We start from the raw sequence: 16,967 nt of genomic DNA, 5'->3' as shown, positions 1-16,967 counted from the left end.
CATATCGGAGAAACCGGGGCGATGACCGTGCTGTTTGCCAAAACTGCCCTGCTGCCGGATGGCTGGCGCGACGACGTGCTGCTGACGGTCGACGACGCGTCGGGCAATCTGACGAGTGTCGAGGCCGACGTCGATCCGGCCTCGGCGCCGGCGGTCGCGGCCGAGCGGTTGGACGGGCCGGTGCTGCCCGGCATGCCGAACCTGCACAGCCACGCGTTCCAGCGCGCCATGGCCGGGCTGGCCGAGGCGGCCGAGCGCGATCCCGGCAGCTTCTGGAACTGGCGTCAGGTGATGTACCGCTTCGCCGGCGCGCTGGGTCCCGCCGATCTCGAGGCGATCGCCGCTCAGTTGCAGATCGAGATGCTGAAGGCGGGCTATACCGCCGTCGCGGAATTCCATTATCTGCACAATGCGCCCGACGGCCGGCCCTATGCCGATCCGGCCGCCCTGTCGCATGCGGTTGTCGCGGCTGCCCGGCGCACCGGCATCGGCCTGACCATGCTGCCGGTGCTCTACCAGACCGGCGGCTTCGGCGGCGCGGCACCGAACGAGGGGCAGCGGCGCTTCGTGCTGACGGTCGAGCGGTTCCTGTCCCTGGTCGCGGGCTTGGCCGAGGAGACGGCGGGCGACGGCCAGTTCCGGGTCGGCGTCGCCCCCCATTCGCTCCGCGCCGTACCGCCCGAGGCGCTCGCCGAAATGCTGGCCGGCCTGGGCGCGATCGACCCGACCGCGCCGGTGCATATTCATGTCGCCGAACAGGTGCGCGAGGTCGAGGATTGCCTTGCCTGGAGCGGTGCGCGCCCGGTCGAATGGCTGCTCGACCACGCCCCGGTCGATCGCCACTGGTGCCTGGTCCACGCGACCCACCTGTCCGAGCGCGAGATGCACCGGTTGGCGGGCAGCGGCGCCGTCGCCGGCCTGTGCCCGACGACCGAGGCGAACCTGGGCGACGGGCTGTTCCCGCTCGAAGCGTTCCAGGCGTCGGGCGGGACCTGGGGCATCGGCTCCGACAGCCATGTCTCGATCAGCCCGATCGAGGAACTGCGCTGGCTCGAATACGGCCGGCGGCTCAGCACGCTTCGACGCAACGTCGCGGCCGTGCCGGGTCAGTCTACCGGGGCCGCCCTCTGGTCGCGGGCGCTCGAGGGCGGTGCAGCGGCGTCCGGCCGGCGCCTCGGGGCGCTCAGGCCCGGCCATCGCGCCGACCTGCTGGTGCTGGACGGCGACCATCCGCTGCTCTACGGCCGCAGCGGCGACCGGCTGGTCGACGCGCTGGTCTTCGCCGGCAACGTCCCGCTGATCCGCCACGTGCTGGTCGGCGGCCGCTGGCGGGTGCGCAACGGTCGGCACGATGACGAGGCTGAGGTGGCTTCGGCTTATCGTGCCGTGCTGGACCGCCTGTTGTGACCGACGAGGCCGGTCCGCTCGACGCGATCAAGGCAGCGGCGGAGGAGGGAGCGCGCAAGATGGCTGAGTTCGCCCGCGGCTTGCAATTGCCGGATCCCGGCGCCCTCTTCGCGTCGCTCTGGCCGGACGAGGAGGCCGAGGCGCGCCGGGTCGAGGCAGCGCATCCACCCGGCGGCCGGTTCATCGAGGTCGACGGCGTCCGGCTGCATTGGATCGAGCAGGGGGCGGGACGCCCCGTCGTGTTCGTCCATGGCGCCGGCGGCATGGTCGAGGACCTGCTGACCAGCCGCTTCGCCCCGATGGTCGGCGCCACCTGCCGAATGATCGCGATCGACCGGCCGGGCTATGGCCATAGCGACCGGCCGCGGCCGGATCTGGCCGGCCCGGAGGCGCAGGCACGCCTGCTGCATCGGGCGCTGGCGCAACTCGGCGTCGAGCGGCCGATCCTGATCGGCCATTCCTGGGGCGGGGCGCTGGCGCTGGCCTATGCCCGGGAATTTCCCCTCGATGTCGCCGGCCTGCTGGTGCTGGCGGGCTGGAGCCATCCGGCGCGCGAGGCCACGCTGTGGATCGCCGGGCTACCCGCGGCACCCGTCATCGGCAGCCTGATGAGCCGCGCCTTGGCGCCGGCGCTCGCGGCCGGCCTGGCGCGCGAGATCATCGCCCAATTGTTCGCCCCGGAACCGGTGCCGGCGAGCTTCGCCAGCTTCCCGGTCGAACTGGCGCTGCGCCCCTCGCAGCTGCGCGCCAATGCCGAGGATCTGGCGGCGCTCAACGCCGACGTCGCCAGGCTGCGGCCGCACTACAAGCAGATTGCGATCCCGGTCGAGATCCTGACCGGCGGGGCCGACAAGGTCGTCGATCCCGCGGCCCATGCCTTTCGCCTGGCGCGCGCGGTGCCGAACGCGGGTTTCCAGGTCCTGCCTGGCGTCGGCCACATGCTGCACCATACCCAGCCCGAGGCGGTATGCGCGGCGTTGGCGCGTCTCGTTGCGCGGACGGCGGGCTGAGCTCGGCGGCCGGCGGCAATGCTCAGGGGATCAGTCCGAAGTGGAGCGGCATGGTGTCCGGCTCCTTCTTGTCGCGCAGCAGGGCGATGAGGTCGGCCCGCTCCTTCGGCGTCGCTTGGCCGAGGAACGCGATCAGGGCGGACAGCACTTCATCGCCCGAGGTCCGCCGGAGGCCGATGACCGCGTCCTGCAGCGACCGGATGCGCCCGGCATCGGGGGCGGGCTTGGCGAATTCGGCCAGGATGTCGTCGACCAGCGGCTGGCTGCGGATGTGGCGAACCTCGATCGCGACCTTGACCGCCCGATGGAGCGCCACTATGCCGGGGTCGGTGCCGGCATCGACGCCCAATTTGGCGCCGAGATCTGCAAAGCGCCGATCGATGAAATTGGGCTTGGCCTGGTGGATCGCCAGATAGCTGGATCCGAGATAGGCGCCCCCGGCCAGCAGATTGAGTGCCAGCGACAGGCCCGCCAGGATGGCGACCGTGCGGGATGTGCCGCGCCGATCCGTCGAATGTGCCGCTCGTTCGTCCAAACCGCTCGCCCCGCCTCCGATGTCGCGGAGCACCCTAAGCCTTTTTTCCGCGACATGCATGGGGCGCATCGCCTCAAGCGCAGGCGGCACTTCACCCGGCCGGGCGGCTCGATCATAGTGGTTGTGCCGCGGCGCGTTCGTTTCCGTCGTGGCCAGCCACTTTCGAGGTTCCATGGCACGACGATCGCGCGGTTTGCCCGTGCCGTTGCTGGACGGTTTCGATGCTTCCGGCCGCTCTGGCGACGGTGCCTCGCTGCTGGCGCGACTGCACGCCCGGTTGCGCAAGGCCATCCTCGACGGCGCGCTGATGCCCGGCGGCGCCCTGCCGGCGAGCCGGCGCCTGGCCGAGGACGCCGGCCTGTCGCGCAACACGGTCGAGGCGGTCTACGACCAGCTCGAGGCCGAGGGCTTCATCGAGCGTCGCCACGGCAGCGGCAGCTTCGTCAGTGTCGACCTGCCGGAGCGCGAGCTGGCACCCGCCTACGCGCCGCGCGCCGGATCGGCGAGGCCGGCCACGACCGGCCTGTCGAAGCGCGGCGAGTTGATGGCGCAGCCCTATGGCGGGGAAGGACCGCTGGCCGGCCGGGCTTTCCTGCCGTCGGTGCCGGCACTCGACCTGTTTCCGCGCCAACTCTGGGCCCGGCTGCTGGCGCGGGCCGCCCGCGCGCCCGGGCCCGATCATCTGGGCGCCGGCGACCGCGCCGGGTTCCGGCCGCTGCGTGAGGCGATCGCCGCCTATGTCGGCTCGACCCGCGCGGTCGCCTGCCAGCCGGACCAGGTCGTGGTCCTGACCTCGAGTCAGCAGGCGATCGATCTTGCCTGCCGGCTCCTGACCGATCCCGGCGACACGGTCTGGCACGAGGAGCCGGGCTATCGGGCCGCCGCCGCCGCCTTCGTCGCCTCCGGTGCCCAGGTCGTGCCGGTGCCGGTCGATGGCGAGGGCATCGACGTGGCCGCCGGCATCCGCCTGGCACCCGACGCCCGGCTCGTCTATGTCTCGCCATCCCATCAATTCCCGACCGGCGTCGCCATGAGCCTGTCGCGCCGGCTGCAACTGCTGGCCTGGGCCGCGCGCACCGGCGCCTTCATCATCGAAGACGACTACGACAGCGAATTCCGCTACGTCGGCCGGCCGCTGGCGGCGCTCCAGGGCTTGGACGAGGCCGGTCGGGTCGTCTATGTCGGCACGTTCAACAAGCTGATGTTTCCGGGCCTGCGCCTGGCCTACCTGGTGGCGCCGCCCGAGCTGGCCGAACGGTTCGTGGCGGCGCGCGTGCTGATGGACGGCCACACCTCGACCCTGCCCCAGGCGGCGCTGGCCGATTTCATCGGCGAGGGGCATCTGGGCACCCACCTGCGGCACATGCGGACCGTGTACGAGGAACGGCGGCAGGCGCTGGTCGATGCGGTGGCCGGCCTGGCCGGGCGATTGACGCTCGGGCCGACCGACGGCGGCATGCATGCCTGCGCCTATCTGCCGGCGGGCGCCGACGACGTCGCGATCGCGGCCGCCGCGCGCCGGCTGGGCATCGAGCTGCGGCCGCTGTCGACATCCTTTCGCGGCCCTGCGCGACCGGGCTTCATCATGGGCTTCGCCGCGGCGCGTCCGGCAGAAATTCGCGGCGCCGTCGATCGTCTTGCGCGACTGCTGGAAAACTAACGCCTTCTTAACCGCGTCTTTCTTATGGTGGCTGTGCTTTTTGCCGCATGCGGTTTCCCACAAAGAGGACGTTCGGATGGATACGAGTGTGCCGGTGCTGGTCGTTGACGACTACAGCACCATGCGCCGCATCATCAAAAACCTGCTCAACCAGATCGGGTTTACCAACATCGAAGAGGCCGACAACGGCGCTTCGGCCTATGACAAGATGCGCGGCCACAAGTTCGGCCTGGTCATCTCGGATTGGAACATGGAGCCCATGTCGGGTCTCGAGCTGTTGAAGCTCGTGCGGGCGGACAGCGCGCTCAAGGGGACGCCGTTCATCATGGTGACCGCCGAGTCCAAGACCGAGAACGTCGTGGCCGCCAAGGCCGCCGGCGTCAGCAACTACATCGTGAAGCCCTTCAACGCCGAGACGTTGAAGACCAAGATCGCGTCGGTGCTGTGATCTCAGTCCCGGGGGTAATGAACATGTCAGGTCTCAAGGTCCCCAAGGACCTGGCCGGCGAGCAGTATATTGCCATCGAGGACGCGCTGTTGTCCTCAGAAGCCGGACGCGCCTTCCTGCGAATGCGGGACAAGCGGGGGGCTGTCCTGGCGATCGACGAATATCACGCGGGTCTGCGGTCGATCCGGCAATGGATCGAGAAGTCCCAGGTCCGGTCGGCGGAGGACGTCCATCTCGAAGTGCTGCGGCGCGAATTGATCGAGATGGCGGCATCGATCCGTCGAGCCAAGACCGAGATCTCGGCGATGAAGCCCGCCGACGAGAACGGTGCTGGCAGTACCCGGCGCATCAATCTCGCGACCGAGGAACTGGACGCGATCGTGCACGCGACGGAGCGGGCGACGTCCGATATCCTCAATGGTGCCGAGCGCATCATGGAACTGGCCCAGCGCGTCAAGAAGGGCGAGGGGATGGCCGACGAGGCCGACCAGCTCGACATCGAGGCGACCAACATCCTGATGGCCTGCGGTTTCCAGGACATCACCGGCCAGCGCATCTCCAAGGTCGTCTCCACGCTCCGCTACCTCGAAGAACGCGTCGATGCGATGATCCGCATCTGGGGCCTGGACGGCGTCAAGGGCGACGACGTCGAGACCGCGGAACGCGACACGCGGCCCGATGCCCACCTGATGCACGGCCCGGCGCTGTCGGGCGGCGTCGACCAGAGCGAGGTCGACAACCTGCTGGCCGGCGGCTTCAACACGCCGTCCGTCGAAGACGAATGGGCGGCGGCCGCCGCCGAACCCGAACCGCCGAAACCGGTGGCAGCCGCCCCGGTCGAAAAGCCGAAGCCGGCCGAAAAGCCGCCGGAGAAGAAGGCCGAGAAGAAGGCCAAGGAGCCGGTCGCCGAAGTACCCGACGCGGGCGCGGCGCTCGATCAGTCTTCGATCGATAGCCTGTTCCCGTAAGGGCGATTCGAGGCCAATTTCAAAAGCCGTATCCGATCCTGGTCGGATACGGCTTTTTTGTTTGGGGTCCCGCGAGTTGGGGCGTATGGCGATGGCTGGGGAGGGTGGACTGCGGTCTGGCCCGCTTTCAGGAAGAGATGCGTCGAAATCGGACATTCGGTTTAAGGCAGGGGTTGGCCGAGAACGTTTGTCTGCTTTCCACCATCGAGACACCAGAACTGACGTTCGGATGGCTCAGACAGCAAGAGCATCATCAACGTCGGCGTCTGCCCCAGCCGGAAGCTCTATCGAAATGACCGCCGGAAGGTGTTCACCCACAGAAAGAATAAAACTAATCGTCAGCTCGGTATCTGATTTGTCAATTGGCCAAAGACTGATGCCTGCAAGCGTCGGATTAACGTCGGCTTCATGAGCGATTTTGTTTCGTCGTTTCCATACACTCCTGAGCTGCCCTTTTACTTGTTCTGTTGTCCTCCCATTTCCAGTGGCGACATCCTGGTTCATCGCTTCGCATATTTTTTTCCACGGATCAATACAATAGCAGGACAACATTTCTGCGAGTTTTCCCGGATCAACAAATGCTTTGAACGCATTTGCTGCTCTAAGGTTCGCCTCAGCAGCACTAATTCTCGCCGGAGCGTCCTGTATTCCCATGATCTCCATTGGAAGCGAGATATTCCTGGTCCTAACTCCATTCTCGAAGCGATGCCGCGCCTCGATTGCCGCCAGTTCATGGGCAAAGAAGTCAAATGAGCTGACGGTCTGAAAGTAGGCCGATCTTAGCGCGTCATCGTTGGCGGGTTCCCGTGGACGCAGCGACGAGAGAGCGTCATATAAGACGACCATCTGACGGGCGCGCTCGATAGCGTGCTGAAACGTCGCTACCGCATCATCGAAACGTGCCATGGTCAGAATGTGTCCGTAAGGGCGATCACTCGCTTGGCCCCGAGCCTGAAGCCTTGGCGAACGTCATTGATTTTTATTTGGTAGGTTTCTCCCACGGTGCCGCGGAAATCGGTGTCCATGTTTAGATCGATCGCAAATACTGGTTTCGCCAACTCTTGCGCCGTGGCGATCAGGCCATCGAGCGACCCGATCTCCATTAGAAACTTATTCAGATCAGCCCCGGCCGCTTCATATGATTGCCGCGGCAGCAGCATATGCGATGCGTCCAGCGCAGTGATTAGGTCGGTCGCGCGAGCTTCCGCCAGCCTGTCGAACCATCTTTGAAATGCGACGGTAGGCTTCGCCTCCTCATTATTCCGCGCCCTTTTACGAAAATTGTTAACCGTGGAGCCGAGGTATTTAGGCGTGACATCCGGAAATGGGTAGTCAGCCGATTTCAGAGTCGCGTTACTGGCTGCCTTCTTACCCCATTCGGCCCATTTAGGCAGAGTCTTCGCCAGCGAGCGGAGCGCCATTGCCGAGAAAAGATCCGGGGCCATCGGTATGATGAACGCGTCGCTCGTCATTAACAGGTTTTGATTAATCGCGCCGAGACTTGGGCTCATGTCGATCAGCACGAAGTCGATCTTGTTTTTCGCCGCCGTTATGGTGATGGCGTGGTGAAGCGCACCCGGAATGTTTTGAAGAGCAGACAACGTGTTGCTCAGCTCGTGTGACACCGCAAGCTGGCTTTCGTACTCCGACAAGCCCACGTGTCCGGGGAGGAGGAACAGTCCGGGCTGTTTCGGCGATTCAAATATACCCACCGGTTCGATCATGTATGGACGCGATTCAAATGCCGGACGAACTGCGTCCCGAATGTTCAGGGGCTTCTGAGCCGACTCGCTTTCGAAAGGATAATCTTCCCCTTCAATCTCGCCCAGAAACACGCCCGTCAAATTGCATTGGGGGTCACAGTCCACCACCATGACGCGCTTCCCGAGGACTGCGAGCATCCATCCAAGGTGGAAGGTCATCGTCGTCTTGGCGACACCGCCCTTATGATTAAAAACTGCGATATTTTTCATAATTTTTCCCGTCTGAGCTGCCGGGAAATTAAACTAAAAGTGCCGTGGCATGCAAGAAGGGCCTCTATTTATGCGCGAGCCCGCGCTGTCTTTGGTCCCATGGTTTCAAGTTGGTTGACCATAGCGGTTCCGGACCGAACCTCTAAGGACCAGGTTAGGTGATGCTGGTTATAGGCCTCCAAATGAGGTCCGGGGCCTCAGTATCCCATTCGTGTTGGGGGCGTCTAATCACGGGCTGCGGTAGCCAAGCTGCACCGAGCGTCTGCTTCCCGCCTCATCCGAGACAGGAACCTATGACGCACATGGGTCGATTCCGGCTGGTGTCCATTCGATCTGATATGGGCGGCCTGAGGGATTTCTCGTTCCTAACCTGGGGATGAAACACATCTGGATGGCGAATAACCGCCACAAGCAGCCGGTCGCCTGGTGCATCGTTCGGCTGTATAAGGCTACCCGTTTCGTTAGGTTTCGATATCGGAGAGCGTCAGTCGGAGGAGGGTTTGATGCTTGTAGGCCTTGAAATGATCGCATCCATCATTGCGGTATTAGCCAATTTATTTTCTCTCACAAAACTATGGCGCGGAAGCCATATGAAGAATGAAAGATCAATCATTGTTGCAAATACCTTGGGACTGGTGTTATGCGTGAGATATGCACCTTACATCAGATTTGATCGTGAAAATTTCTACGGTCTAGAACACATTTTTCTTGTTGCATGTATTTTATGCTTCACATCGCATAGTTACAAAATGTGGAGCTCTCATCTGCTAAATGTGCCCTCCGCTGCCAATGGCAGCAAAAATACGTGATCGTGAGTGCAGAGCATTCAACATCCCCTTCGGGTCAATTGTCGCCGGGAAGGCGGTACGGCGAACGGCCGGTTTCAGGATTGGCGAAACCGATCCTGAATGACCTACAAGGGTAGACAGCCGCCGGCTAGATCCATCCGCCGCTGCCGTCTAAGCGGCATCCGCCCGGTAGTACAGCATCGCCAGATGCTTCGCCTCGGCGAAGAACAGCCAGCGCTCGACCAGCGCGCCGATCGTGGCGATCGGTGCGGCTAGGAGGGCGGTCGCAAGACCCAGGCCCGGCAACAGCCATCCCAGCACCATCAGCACCAGCGGCACCGCGACGCCGAGCACGCCCGCGATCCGGCGCAGTTTGGCCGCGTGCTTGCGGGCGATGCGGAAGCCCATTTCCTTCATGACGTAATTTTCGGCCGTGTGCGGCGGGTCGAGCGGCCGGACCTGGCCCAGCGCACCCAGGCCGGTCGCGGTGCCGATCGTCGTCGTCGCCGGCGCCCGGTCGGTATGGCGCCAATAGAGCGTCTTCACCAGCGCCGCCAGCAGCACCAGCATCGGCACGACGCCGCGGGGCACCGGATCGATCGCTCCGGTCGCCGCCCCGGCCCAGTCGAGCCACAACCCGCCCGACGCCAGCGCGATCGTCAGATAGCACGGCACGGTCCAGCCATTGTGCCAGCGCGCGACTGGTTTCAGGGAGCGATAGATCATCGCGGTGGCGCCCACGGTCGCGGCGGACAGCAGGCCGGCGACGATCGCCGTCGCATCGATGCAGCCGCGGGGTGCGGCCAGGATCGGCCAGACCAGGACCAGCGTGGCGATGGCCAGCAGGCTCAGCACGGCCAGAATGCCCTCGCGGCTGAGCCAGGAGCTGCGCCATTGCGAAAAGGCGCGCCAGGCCCGTTCCGGGCGGCCGAGATGGGCGGTGGAGGCCAGCAACCCGCCACCGATGCCGGCCAGCGCCAGGCCCAGGGCGACCGCGCCGAACAGCCGGTCGCCGGGCACGAGGCCGGCCGGCAGCAGCACGGCCAGCAGCATCAGCATGCCATAGCCGATGCCCGACGCCACGGTGAAGAGGATGACCGAAAGGGCGGGGTGCATCAGTGCGACAGCAGCCGGTCGAGCCAGCCGAGGAAGCCGGTGCCTTCCGGCACGGCGGGTTCCAGCGCCGGCGCGTTGCCATGCGATGAGCAACCGCCGCCTTTGGCGCGCGGCGGCAGATAGCGGTTGGTCGGGCGATAGCCCAGCTCCGGCATCAGCGCCATGCCGGCGCGGTCTGCCACCATCTGCGACACGGCGGACGCCGGATCGCCCAGGTCGCCGAAATGCCGTGCCGAGGCCGGACAGGTCGAGACGCAGGCCGGCACCCGTTCGGCCTCGGGCCGTGCCTCGTCATAGATCCGGTCGACGCACAGCGTGCATTTGCGCATGACGCCGACATCCTCGTCGAACTCGCGCGCGCCGTAGGGGCAGGCCCAGGAGCACAGCTTGCAGCCGATACACTTGTCCTCGTCGATCAGCACGATGCCGTCCTCGACCCGTTTCAGCGAGGCGCCGGTCGGACAGACGGTGACGCACTCGGCATTCTCGCAATGCAGGCACGAGCGCGGGAAATGCACGGTCTGGCCGGCGGGGCCGTCGCCGACCTCGTAGCTGTGGATGCGGTTGAACCACACCCCGTCCGGCTTGGCGCCGTAGGGATCGAAATCGGTCAGCGGCCCGGCGATGCCGCCGGTGTTCCATTCCTTGCAATTGACCGCGCAGGCGTGACAGCCGACGCAGATGTCGAGGTCGATGACCAGGCCCAGCCGCACGGCCCCCGGGATCGGCAGCGTGGTCATGCGGGCACCTTCTTTTTCGCGAACCAGCCGCCATAGCTGAGCCGTTTCGGCCGGACGGGTTGGCCGGGCGGCACGCCCAGGGTCGGCAGGATCCGGTCGGGGGCATCGACCTTTTCCAGCCGGACCTTGAGGTCGTACCAGGCGGCCTGGCCGGTCACCGGATCGGCGTTGGCATAGCGATACCCGCCGGCCTTGGGCGGCAGCAGGTCGCTGATCAGGTGGTTCATCAGGAAGCCGCGCGTCGCCTCCGGCGCGTCCGGTGCCAGGTTCCAGGCGCCCGACCGCTTGCCGATCGCGTTCCAGGTCCAGACCGTGTCGGGGTTGACCCCCTCCATCAGCCGGGCCTGGGCGGTGATCGTGCCGTGGTGGCTGGTCAGCCGCACCCAGTCATCGTCGGCGATGCCCTGGCGCTCGGCCAAGGCACGGGCGACATAGAGCCGGTTTTCGCCATGGATCTGGCGCAGCCAGGCATTCTGCGACCCCCAGGAATGGTACATCGCCATCGGCCGCTGGGTCAGCGCATGGAGCGGGAAGCTGTCGGCGGCGAGTTCCGCCGCCTCGAACGGCGGGTACCAGAAGGGCAGGGGATCGAAATAGGTCGCGACCCGTTGGCGATGCTCGTCCGGCGGCTGGATCGGCCCGTGGCCCGCGGCGGCCAGGCGGAAGCGCTGCAGGCTTTCGGTGTAGAGTTGGTGGATCACCGGTTCCGGCCGGGCGAGGAAGCCCATGCCGACGGCCCAGTCCAGATAGGCCCGGTTGACGTGCTTGAAATAGCGCGCCTCCGCCGGAATTTCGGTCCGCCAGAAACAGCCGTTCGCCATATAGGCTTCGAGCTGGTGCGGGTTGGGCGGGCCCAGCGCCTCGCATTCGGCATCCTTGCCGCGCCAGCCGGCGAGCAGGCCCTGGCCGGGCGCCCGCTCGTGGTTGACGATGTAGTCGGGATAGAGACCCGGATAGCGCGGGCTGCCGTCGTCCCTGACCAGGCCGGGCAGGCCCAGGCGCGCGCCGATCTCGATCAGCACGTCCTGGAACGGCCGCACCTCGCGTTCGATCGGCACGACGGGGCGGCGGATCGAATCGGCGGCGCCGTCGGCGTCCGAGATCGGCCGGTCGAGCAGCGAGATGCAGTCGTGCCGCTCCAGATAGGTGGTGTCGGGCAGCACCAGGTCGGCATAGGCGATCATTTCCGAAGCGTAGGCGTCGGAATAGACGATGAACGGGATGCGATGCTCGCCGGTCGCCTCGTCCTTGTCGGTCAGCATGCGCATCGTCTCGCCGACCGCCATCGACGAGTTCCAGCTCATGTTGGCCATGAACATGAACAGCGTATCGATCGGATAAGGATCGCCGGCCCAGGCGTTGCGGATCACCAGATGCATCAGGCCGTGGGCCGCGAGCGGCGCCTCCCAGGAAAACGCCTTGTCCAGCCGGCAGGGCGTGCCGTCCTTCTCGACCAGCAGATCCTCGGGACCGGTGGGAAAGCCCAGCGGCGGACCGCTCAGCGGCCAGTTCGGCACCACGCCGGCGGGCTTGCCGGCGGGCTTTACCACTGGCGGCGCCGGCTTCGGATAGGGCGGCTTGTAGCGGAAGCCGCCCGGTGCATCGATCGTACCCAGCAGCATCTGCAGCAGATGGATCAGCCGGCAGGTGTGGAAGCCGTTGGAATGGGCCGACACGCCGCGCATGGCGTGCATGCTGACCGGACGGCCCACCATGGTCTCATGCCGCACGCCCTGCCAGTCGGTCCAGGGGATATGCAGTTCGAGCGCGGAGTTGAATGCCGCCTCGGCCAGTTCGGCCGCAATGCGCCGGATGGTCGCCGGGTCGATTCCCGTTTCCGGGCCGACCGTTTCGGGATCGTATCGATCATCGAGGAAGCGGGCTGCCATCAGTTGGAACGCCGGCACCGCGGGGCGGCCGTCGGCCAGGGTCGCGGTGCCGCCCAGCAGTGGCGTGCGCGCGGGATCGAAAGCACGGCCGACCGTGCCGGCGGCATCGAGCGTCAGGGGATGGCCCTCTCCGTCGCGCGCGACCAGGCCGTCGTCCGGGGCGCCGGGATCGTCGATCAACAGCCAGGCGGCATTGGACGTCCGGGTCAGCGCGTCCTTGTCGATTTTCTGGGCGCGCAGCAACTCGCGGATCAGGCTCGCGACCAGCAGCCCGTCGGTGCCCGGTCGGATGCCCAGCCATTCGTCGGCGATCGCGGAATAGCCGGTGCGGATCGGGTTGATCGATACGATCTTGGCCCCGCGCGCCTTCAGCCGCGACATCCCGATCTTGAGCGGGTTGGAGCCATGGTCCTCGGCCACGCCGAACAGCAGGAAATAGTTGGAATGGTCCCAGTCCGGCTCGCCGAATTCCCAGAACGAGCCGCCGAAGGTATAGAGTCCGGCGGCCGCCATGTTGACCGAGCAGAAGCCGCCATGGGCCGCATAGTTGGGCGTGCCGAACTGGCTGGCCCACCAGCCGGTCAGGGCTTGGGACTGGTCGCGCCCGGTATAGAGCGCCAGGCGCTTCGGGTCGGTCGCGCGGATGTGGCGCAGCCGTTCGGTCACGGTCTCCAGTGCCTCGTCCCACGAGATGGTGACGAACTCGCCGGAGCCGCGCGGCCCGACCCGCTTCAGCGGCGCCGTCAGCCGGGCCGGCGACAGATGCTGCATGATGCCGGCCGAGCCCTTGGCGCACAGCACGCCCTTGTTGACCGGATGGTCGGGGTTGCCGTCGATGTAACGGATCTGGCCACCTTGCAGATGCACCCGGATGCCGCAGCGGCAGGCGCACATGTAGCAGGTGGTCGTGACGGTCCGGGCTTCTTGGGCGGGCTCGGTTTCGAGTGTCATCAGGTGCTGGCGCTTCCCCCGAGGCGTTCGCGAATTCTTCCGACCCGATGATGGACCGGACGGCACGCCCGGTCAAACATGCTGCGGACGGCGAACGTATTCCCGATGTCCGTCAGACGCTTCGCCGCTATGGTCGGAACGCTGACGGAGCATCATCGCGGAACCTCCGTCGCTCAAGCCGCTGCAGGAGATGTGCGATGCCGCTTCGTCTTCCACCGCTTTCCTCGCTTCGTTTCTTCGAAGCGGCCGCGCGGCATGGCAGCTTCAAGCGCGCCGCTGCGGAATTGAGCGTGACGCCGAGTGCGGTCAGCCACGGGATCGTCGGCCTGGAACAGGCACTTGGCGTCGAACTCTTCAGTCGTGGGATCCGGACCCTATCGCTGACTCCTGAGGGCAAGGATTATCTGCCGTATGTTTCCGAGGCGCTGTCCCTGATCGCGATCGGCACCGAGCGCCTGTGCGGCCCGCGGACGAAACGCACCGTCGCCGTGACCTGCGCGCCGACGCTGGCCTCCCGCTGGCTGCTGCCGCGGCTGCATCGGTTCAGCGAGCGGTGGCCGACGATCGGCGTCCGTATCGACACCTCGCGCCGGCAGGTCGGGTTTCCCCTCGACGGCTTCGATTTCGCCGTCCGCATGAGCCGGACACCGGTTGCCGGTGCGGCCTGGATCCGGTTGTTCGGCGAACGGCTGGTGCCGGTCTGCAGTCCGGCCTATCGCGATCGATTGACCGACGGTGCCGGCGCCGTCGATCTTCGCCGGGCGACGCTGATCCATGTCACGCCGGCAAGCGAAGACTGGCAGGCCTGGCAGGATCGCACGGGCACCGCGAGGATCGGCACGGCTGGGGGCCTGCGCTTCGATACGATCGACCTCGCGTTCGGCGCCGCTTGCATGGGGCTGGGCGTGGCGCTCGGTCGACGGCCGCTGGTCGACCCGGACCTCGCGACCGGCGCGCTGGTCGAAATCGGCCCGACGATCGTCGCCGAAACCGCCTATTGGCTGGTGAGTTCGGAAGGGACGGATCACCGGCCCGACCTGCTCGGCTTCAAGCGATGGCTGGTCGGCGAGGCGGAGGCGTTCGCGGCCGATGAAATAGAGCCGCAGCGCATCGCCGGCTAGCTGTGCCCGGCAGGTGAAGATCCTTCATCCGCCGACGAAATCTTCTCTTTTGCCGTACCGCACGATCTTCGCCATCCTGGCGGCTGGAGCGACGACTTGTGGAGGAAAACTTGGGCGAGACCATACGGTCGATCGGCTTCATCGGCTTAGGCGCGATGGGGCAGCCGATGGCATTGAACCTGGCCAAGGCCGGGCTGCCGCTCGTGATCTGGAACCGCTCGCCGGTCAAGGCCGAGAGCCTGGCGGCGGCGGGCGCGGAGATCGTGACGGACGCGGCCCAGGTTTTCGCCCGCGCGGCCGTCGTCATCCTGATGCTGGCCGACGACGGCGCAATCGATGCCGTGCTCGACCGTGGCGGACCGGATTTCGCATCCCGCGCCGGGCGGCGCACGATCGTCCATATGGGCACGACCGCGCCGGCCTATTCGCGCGCCCTCGAGACCGACATCCGCGCGGCCGGCGGGCGCTATGTCGAGGCGCCGGTGTCAGGATCGCGCAAGCCGGCCGAGGCCGGCCAGCTGGTCGCCATGCTGGCCGGGGAGCCGGATGCCGTTGCCGAGGTCCGCCCCCTGCTGGCGCCTATGTGCCGGGATACCGTCATCTGCGGCACGGTGCCGAACGCGCTGCTCATGAAGCTGTCCGTCAACCTGTTCCTGATCCCGATGGTGACCGCCCTGGCGGAGTCCGTGCATTTCGCCGATCGCCACGGCCTTGATCTGGATCAGTTCGTGGCCGTGCTCAATGCCGGCCCGATGGCGAGCGACGTGTCGCGCGTCAAGCTGCCCAAGCTCGTCGCGCGCGACTTCGCCATCCAGGCCGCGATCCCGGACGTGCTGAAGAACAACCGGCTGGTCGCGGAAGCGGCCCGCGCGGCCGGCATCGCTTCGCCGCTGCTCGACGTATGCCATGCGCTCTACGGCGAAACGCTGGCGCTCGGCCATGAGGCGGCCGACATGGTGGCCGTGCTGACGGCGATCGAGCAGCGGACCCGGGCCCTCGGGTGATCTTGTCCCCGGCCGCGGTCGGCGCCATGTTCCGGGCATGATCACCGAACTCGATGCCCGTGGGCTGATCTGCCCGCTGCCCGTGCTGAAAGCGCGCAAGATCCTGAAGACTGTCGAGCCCGGCGAGATCCTGGTCGTGCTGACGACCGATCCGGGTGCGCCGAAAGACTTCGAGCATTTCTGCACGACGACCGGCAGCGAACTGGTGGCGGTCGAGCACCTGGCCGACCATGCGCGGATCGAGATCCGACGCGGGGCGTAAGGACGTTCCTTACTGGCTTTGCGATGCCTGAACCAGCAATCCGGCCTCGCGATAGAATTGCTCCGCGCCCGGATGCAGCGGAATGGCGAGCCCGTCGATCGCCTTGGCCAGCTTGATGCGCTTGCCGATCGGATGGCCGTTCTCGATCAGCTTCTGGCTGCTTTCGTGCCACAGCGCCTTGACCAGACGATAGGCGAAATCGGTCTCGATCTTGTCGGTCGTAATCCATTCGGCGCCGATGCCGAGAGTGTCGACATCCTCCTCGATCCCTTCATAGCTGCCGCCCGGGATGCGGTCCTGCGCCAGAAAGCCCCATTTCTTGCGCAGGCGGTCGGCCACGTCTTGGGGGATGGGCAGCAGGCGCAGCTTCGTGTTCTGGGCCAGTTCGGCGATGGCCGGCACCGGCCAGCCGGCGATCTGGAAGAAGCCGTCCATCGACCCGGCGGCCAGGCCTGCCGCGGCCTGCGTCAGCTTCATGGTGCTCGCCTTCAGGTCTTTCTCGCCGAGCCCTGCACCGGCCAGGACCAGCCGGGCATCGGCGAGCGTGCCGGACTCGGGCTCGCCCAGCGAGATCCGCTTGCCCTTGAGGTCCTTCAGCGTGTGGATCGGCCCGTCGGCGCGCACGACGATGTGCAGGCTTTCCGAATAGAGGTTGGCGAGTGCGCGCAGGCCCGGTTGCGCGCCGTCCTTGGCGAAACCGTTGGTGCCGGCATAGGCCCAGCTCGCGACGTCGGCCTGGCACAGCGCCGATTCGAACTGGCCCTTGACGACGGCCTCGACGTTTTCGACGGAGCCCTGGCTCGCCTGGGCCACGGCGATCACACCGGGCACGCCGCAGGCGCCGCCCTTGGCGCAATCGCGCGAGCCCGGCGGGTTGGACAGGGCGTTCGCGATCTCGCCGCCCAAGGGGAAATAGGTGCCGCTCGGCGCGCCGGTGCCGATGCGGAAAAAGCGGATGTCGGTGCTGGCGGCAAGCGCTCGGCGCCCCAGCCCAAGCGCGAAGGCCGCGGCACCGCCGCCCAGCAACCGGAGCAATCGACGTCGATCGACCGCCGCCGCGGGGCGGAGAATCGACTCGGGATGCGAATGCTTCAT

The 16,967-nt window shown here is 66.4% G+C and carries 15 protein-coding genes; 8 read left to right on the top strand and 7 right to left on the bottom strand.

Translation table 11 applies throughout. From position 1 onward, the window contains the following. Nucleotides 1–21 precede the first annotated feature (21 nt). Both VGV37_RS20505 and VGV37_RS20500 read left to right on the top strand, forming a co-directional pair. On the top strand, nt 22–1,407 hold the full coding sequence (locus VGV37_RS20505) for a formimidoylglutamate deiminase (RefSeq protein WP_326881614.1): 1,386 nt from the start codon (nt 22–24) through the stop codon (nt 1,405–1,407). Then, entirely contained in the window at nt 1,404–2,417 is a 1,014-nt protein-coding gene (locus VGV37_RS20500; protein ID WP_326881613.1) for an alpha/beta hydrolase, read from the top strand. Before VGV37_RS20505 ends, VGV37_RS20500 begins: the two co-directional genes overlap by 4 nt. A 22-nt stretch (nt 2,418–2,439) precedes the next feature. Here VGV37_RS20500 and VGV37_RS20495 read toward each other — a convergent pair whose 3' ends face one another. Next, entirely contained in the window at nt 2,440–2,952 is a 513-nt protein-coding gene (locus VGV37_RS20495) for a hypothetical protein (RefSeq protein ID WP_326881612.1), read from the bottom strand. Between the two features lie 172 nt (nt 2,953–3,124). On the opposite strand from VGV37_RS20495, the gene VGV37_RS20490 reads away from it, so the two are divergent. The 3 genes from VGV37_RS20490 (at nt 3,125) to VGV37_RS20480 (ending at nt 6,028) form a co-directional block, all read left to right on the top strand. Further along, complete coding sequence (locus tag VGV37_RS20490; RefSeq protein ID WP_326881611.1) at nt 3,125–4,612, top strand: PLP-dependent aminotransferase family protein; 1,488 nt, start codon at nt 3,125–3,127, stop codon at nt 4,610–4,612. A gap of 76 nt (nt 4,613–4,688) precedes the next feature. Further along, nucleotides 4,689–5,060: a response regulator gene (locus VGV37_RS20485; protein ID WP_326881610.1), complete on the top strand. Its 372-nt coding sequence runs from the start codon at nt 4,689–4,691 to the stop codon at nt 5,058–5,060. A gap of 23 nt (nt 5,061–5,083) precedes the next feature. Then, entirely contained in the window at nt 5,084–6,028 is a 945-nt protein-coding gene (locus VGV37_RS20480) for a protein phosphatase CheZ (protein WP_326881609.1), read from the top strand. A 234-nt stretch (nt 6,029–6,262) separates the two neighbouring features. Here VGV37_RS20480 and VGV37_RS20475 read toward each other — a convergent pair whose 3' ends face one another. From VGV37_RS20475 to VGV37_RS20455, 5 genes are all read right to left on the bottom strand, one after another. Continuing rightward, entirely contained in the window at nt 6,263–6,934 is a 672-nt protein-coding gene (locus tag VGV37_RS20475) for a hypothetical protein (RefSeq protein ID WP_326881608.1), read from the bottom strand. A 2-nt stretch (nt 6,935–6,936) separates the two neighbouring features. Next, nucleotides 6,937–8,001: a ParA family protein gene (locus VGV37_RS20470; RefSeq protein WP_326881607.1), complete on the bottom strand. Its 1,065-nt coding sequence runs from the start codon at nt 7,999–8,001 to the stop codon at nt 6,937–6,939. 959 nt (nt 8,002–8,960) lie between these two features. After that, entirely contained in the window at nt 8,961–9,905 is a 945-nt protein-coding gene (locus VGV37_RS20465) for a dimethyl sulfoxide reductase anchor subunit family protein (protein ID WP_326881606.1), read from the bottom strand. Beyond that, nucleotides 9,905–10,645, bottom strand: coding sequence for a 4Fe-4S dicluster domain-containing protein (locus VGV37_RS20460; RefSeq protein ID WP_326881605.1), 741 nt, complete (start codon nt 10,643–10,645; stop codon nt 9,905–9,907). Before VGV37_RS20460 ends, VGV37_RS20465 begins: the two co-directional genes overlap by 1 nt. Further along, nucleotides 10,642–13,485: a molybdopterin oxidoreductase family protein gene (locus VGV37_RS20455; RefSeq protein WP_326881604.1), complete on the bottom strand. Its 2,844-nt coding sequence runs from the start codon at nt 13,483–13,485 to the stop codon at nt 10,642–10,644. Before VGV37_RS20455 ends, VGV37_RS20460 begins: the two co-directional genes overlap by 4 nt. A 197-nt stretch (nt 13,486–13,682) precedes the next feature. Here VGV37_RS20455 and VGV37_RS20450 point away from each other — a divergent pair, with 197 nt between their 5' ends. The 3 genes from VGV37_RS20450 (at nt 13,683) to VGV37_RS20440 (ending at nt 15,872) form a co-directional block, all read left to right on the top strand. Then, nucleotides 13,683–14,606: a LysR substrate-binding domain-containing protein gene (locus tag VGV37_RS20450; protein WP_326881603.1), complete on the top strand. Its 924-nt coding sequence runs from the start codon at nt 13,683–13,685 to the stop codon at nt 14,604–14,606. 110 nt (nt 14,607–14,716) lie between these two features. After that, nucleotides 14,717–15,610, top strand: a complete 894-nt coding sequence (locus VGV37_RS20445) for an NAD(P)-dependent oxidoreductase (RefSeq protein ID WP_326881602.1) — start codon at nt 14,717–14,719, stop codon at nt 15,608–15,610. 37 nt (nt 15,611–15,647) lie between these two features. Continuing rightward, a complete protein-coding gene (locus VGV37_RS20440) occupies nt 15,648–15,872 on the top strand; it encodes a sulfurtransferase TusA family protein (RefSeq protein WP_326881601.1) in 225 nt (74 codons plus the stop codon). Between the two features lie 9 nt (nt 15,873–15,881). Here the strand turns inward: VGV37_RS20440 and VGV37_RS20435 are convergent, their stop codons facing one another. Further along, a complete protein-coding gene (locus tag VGV37_RS20435) occupies nt 15,882–16,967 on the bottom strand; it encodes a TAXI family TRAP transporter solute-binding subunit (RefSeq protein WP_326881600.1) in 1,086 nt (361 codons plus the stop codon).

This window comes from Aliidongia sp. (assembly GCF_035943795.1).
GTDB lineage: Bacteria > Pseudomonadota > Alphaproteobacteria > ATCC43930 > CGMCC-115725 > Aliidongia.
The sequence above is the reverse complement of the archived record's forward strand: the minus strand, read 5'-3'. Positions and strand labels throughout refer to the sequence as shown.

Coding starts and splice junctions, on each gene's coding strand:
- VGV37_RS20470 (WP_326881607.1), bottom strand. CDS start 8,001: ATGAAAAATATCGCAGTTTTTAATCATAAGGGCGGTGTCGCCAAGACG.
- VGV37_RS20475 (WP_326881608.1), bottom strand. CDS start 6,934: ATGGCACGTTTCGATGATGCGGTAGCGACGTTTCAGCACGCTATCGAG.
- VGV37_RS20440 (WP_326881601.1), top strand. CDS start 15,648: ATGATCACCGAACTCGATGCCCGTGGGCTGATCTGCCCGCTGCCCGTG.
- VGV37_RS20465 (WP_326881606.1), bottom strand. CDS start 9,905: ATGCACCCCGCCCTTTCGGTCATCCTCTTCACCGTGGCGTCGGGCATC.
- VGV37_RS20480 (WP_326881609.1), top strand. CDS start 5,084: ATGTCAGGTCTCAAGGTCCCCAAGGACCTGGCCGGCGAGCAGTATATT.
- VGV37_RS20505 (WP_326881614.1), top strand. CDS start 22: ATGACCGTGCTGTTTGCCAAAACTGCCCTGCTGCCGGATGGCTGGCGC.
- VGV37_RS20460 (WP_326881605.1), bottom strand. CDS start 10,645: ATGACCACGCTGCCGATCCCGGGGGCCGTGCGGCTGGGCCTGGTCATC.
- VGV37_RS20455 (WP_326881604.1), bottom strand. CDS start 13,485: ATGACACTCGAAACCGAGCCCGCCCAAGAAGCCCGGACCGTCACGACC.
- VGV37_RS20490 (WP_326881611.1), top strand. CDS start 3,125: ATGGCACGACGATCGCGCGGTTTGCCCGTGCCGTTGCTGGACGGTTTC.
- VGV37_RS20435 (WP_326881600.1), bottom strand. CDS start 16,967: ATGAAGCATTCGCATCCCGAGTCGATTCTCCGCCCCGCGGCGGCGGTC.
- VGV37_RS20450 (WP_326881603.1), top strand. CDS start 13,683: ATGCCGCTTCGTCTTCCACCGCTTTCCTCGCTTCGTTTCTTCGAAGCG.
- VGV37_RS20485 (WP_326881610.1), top strand. CDS start 4,689: ATGGATACGAGTGTGCCGGTGCTGGTCGTTGACGACTACAGCACCATG.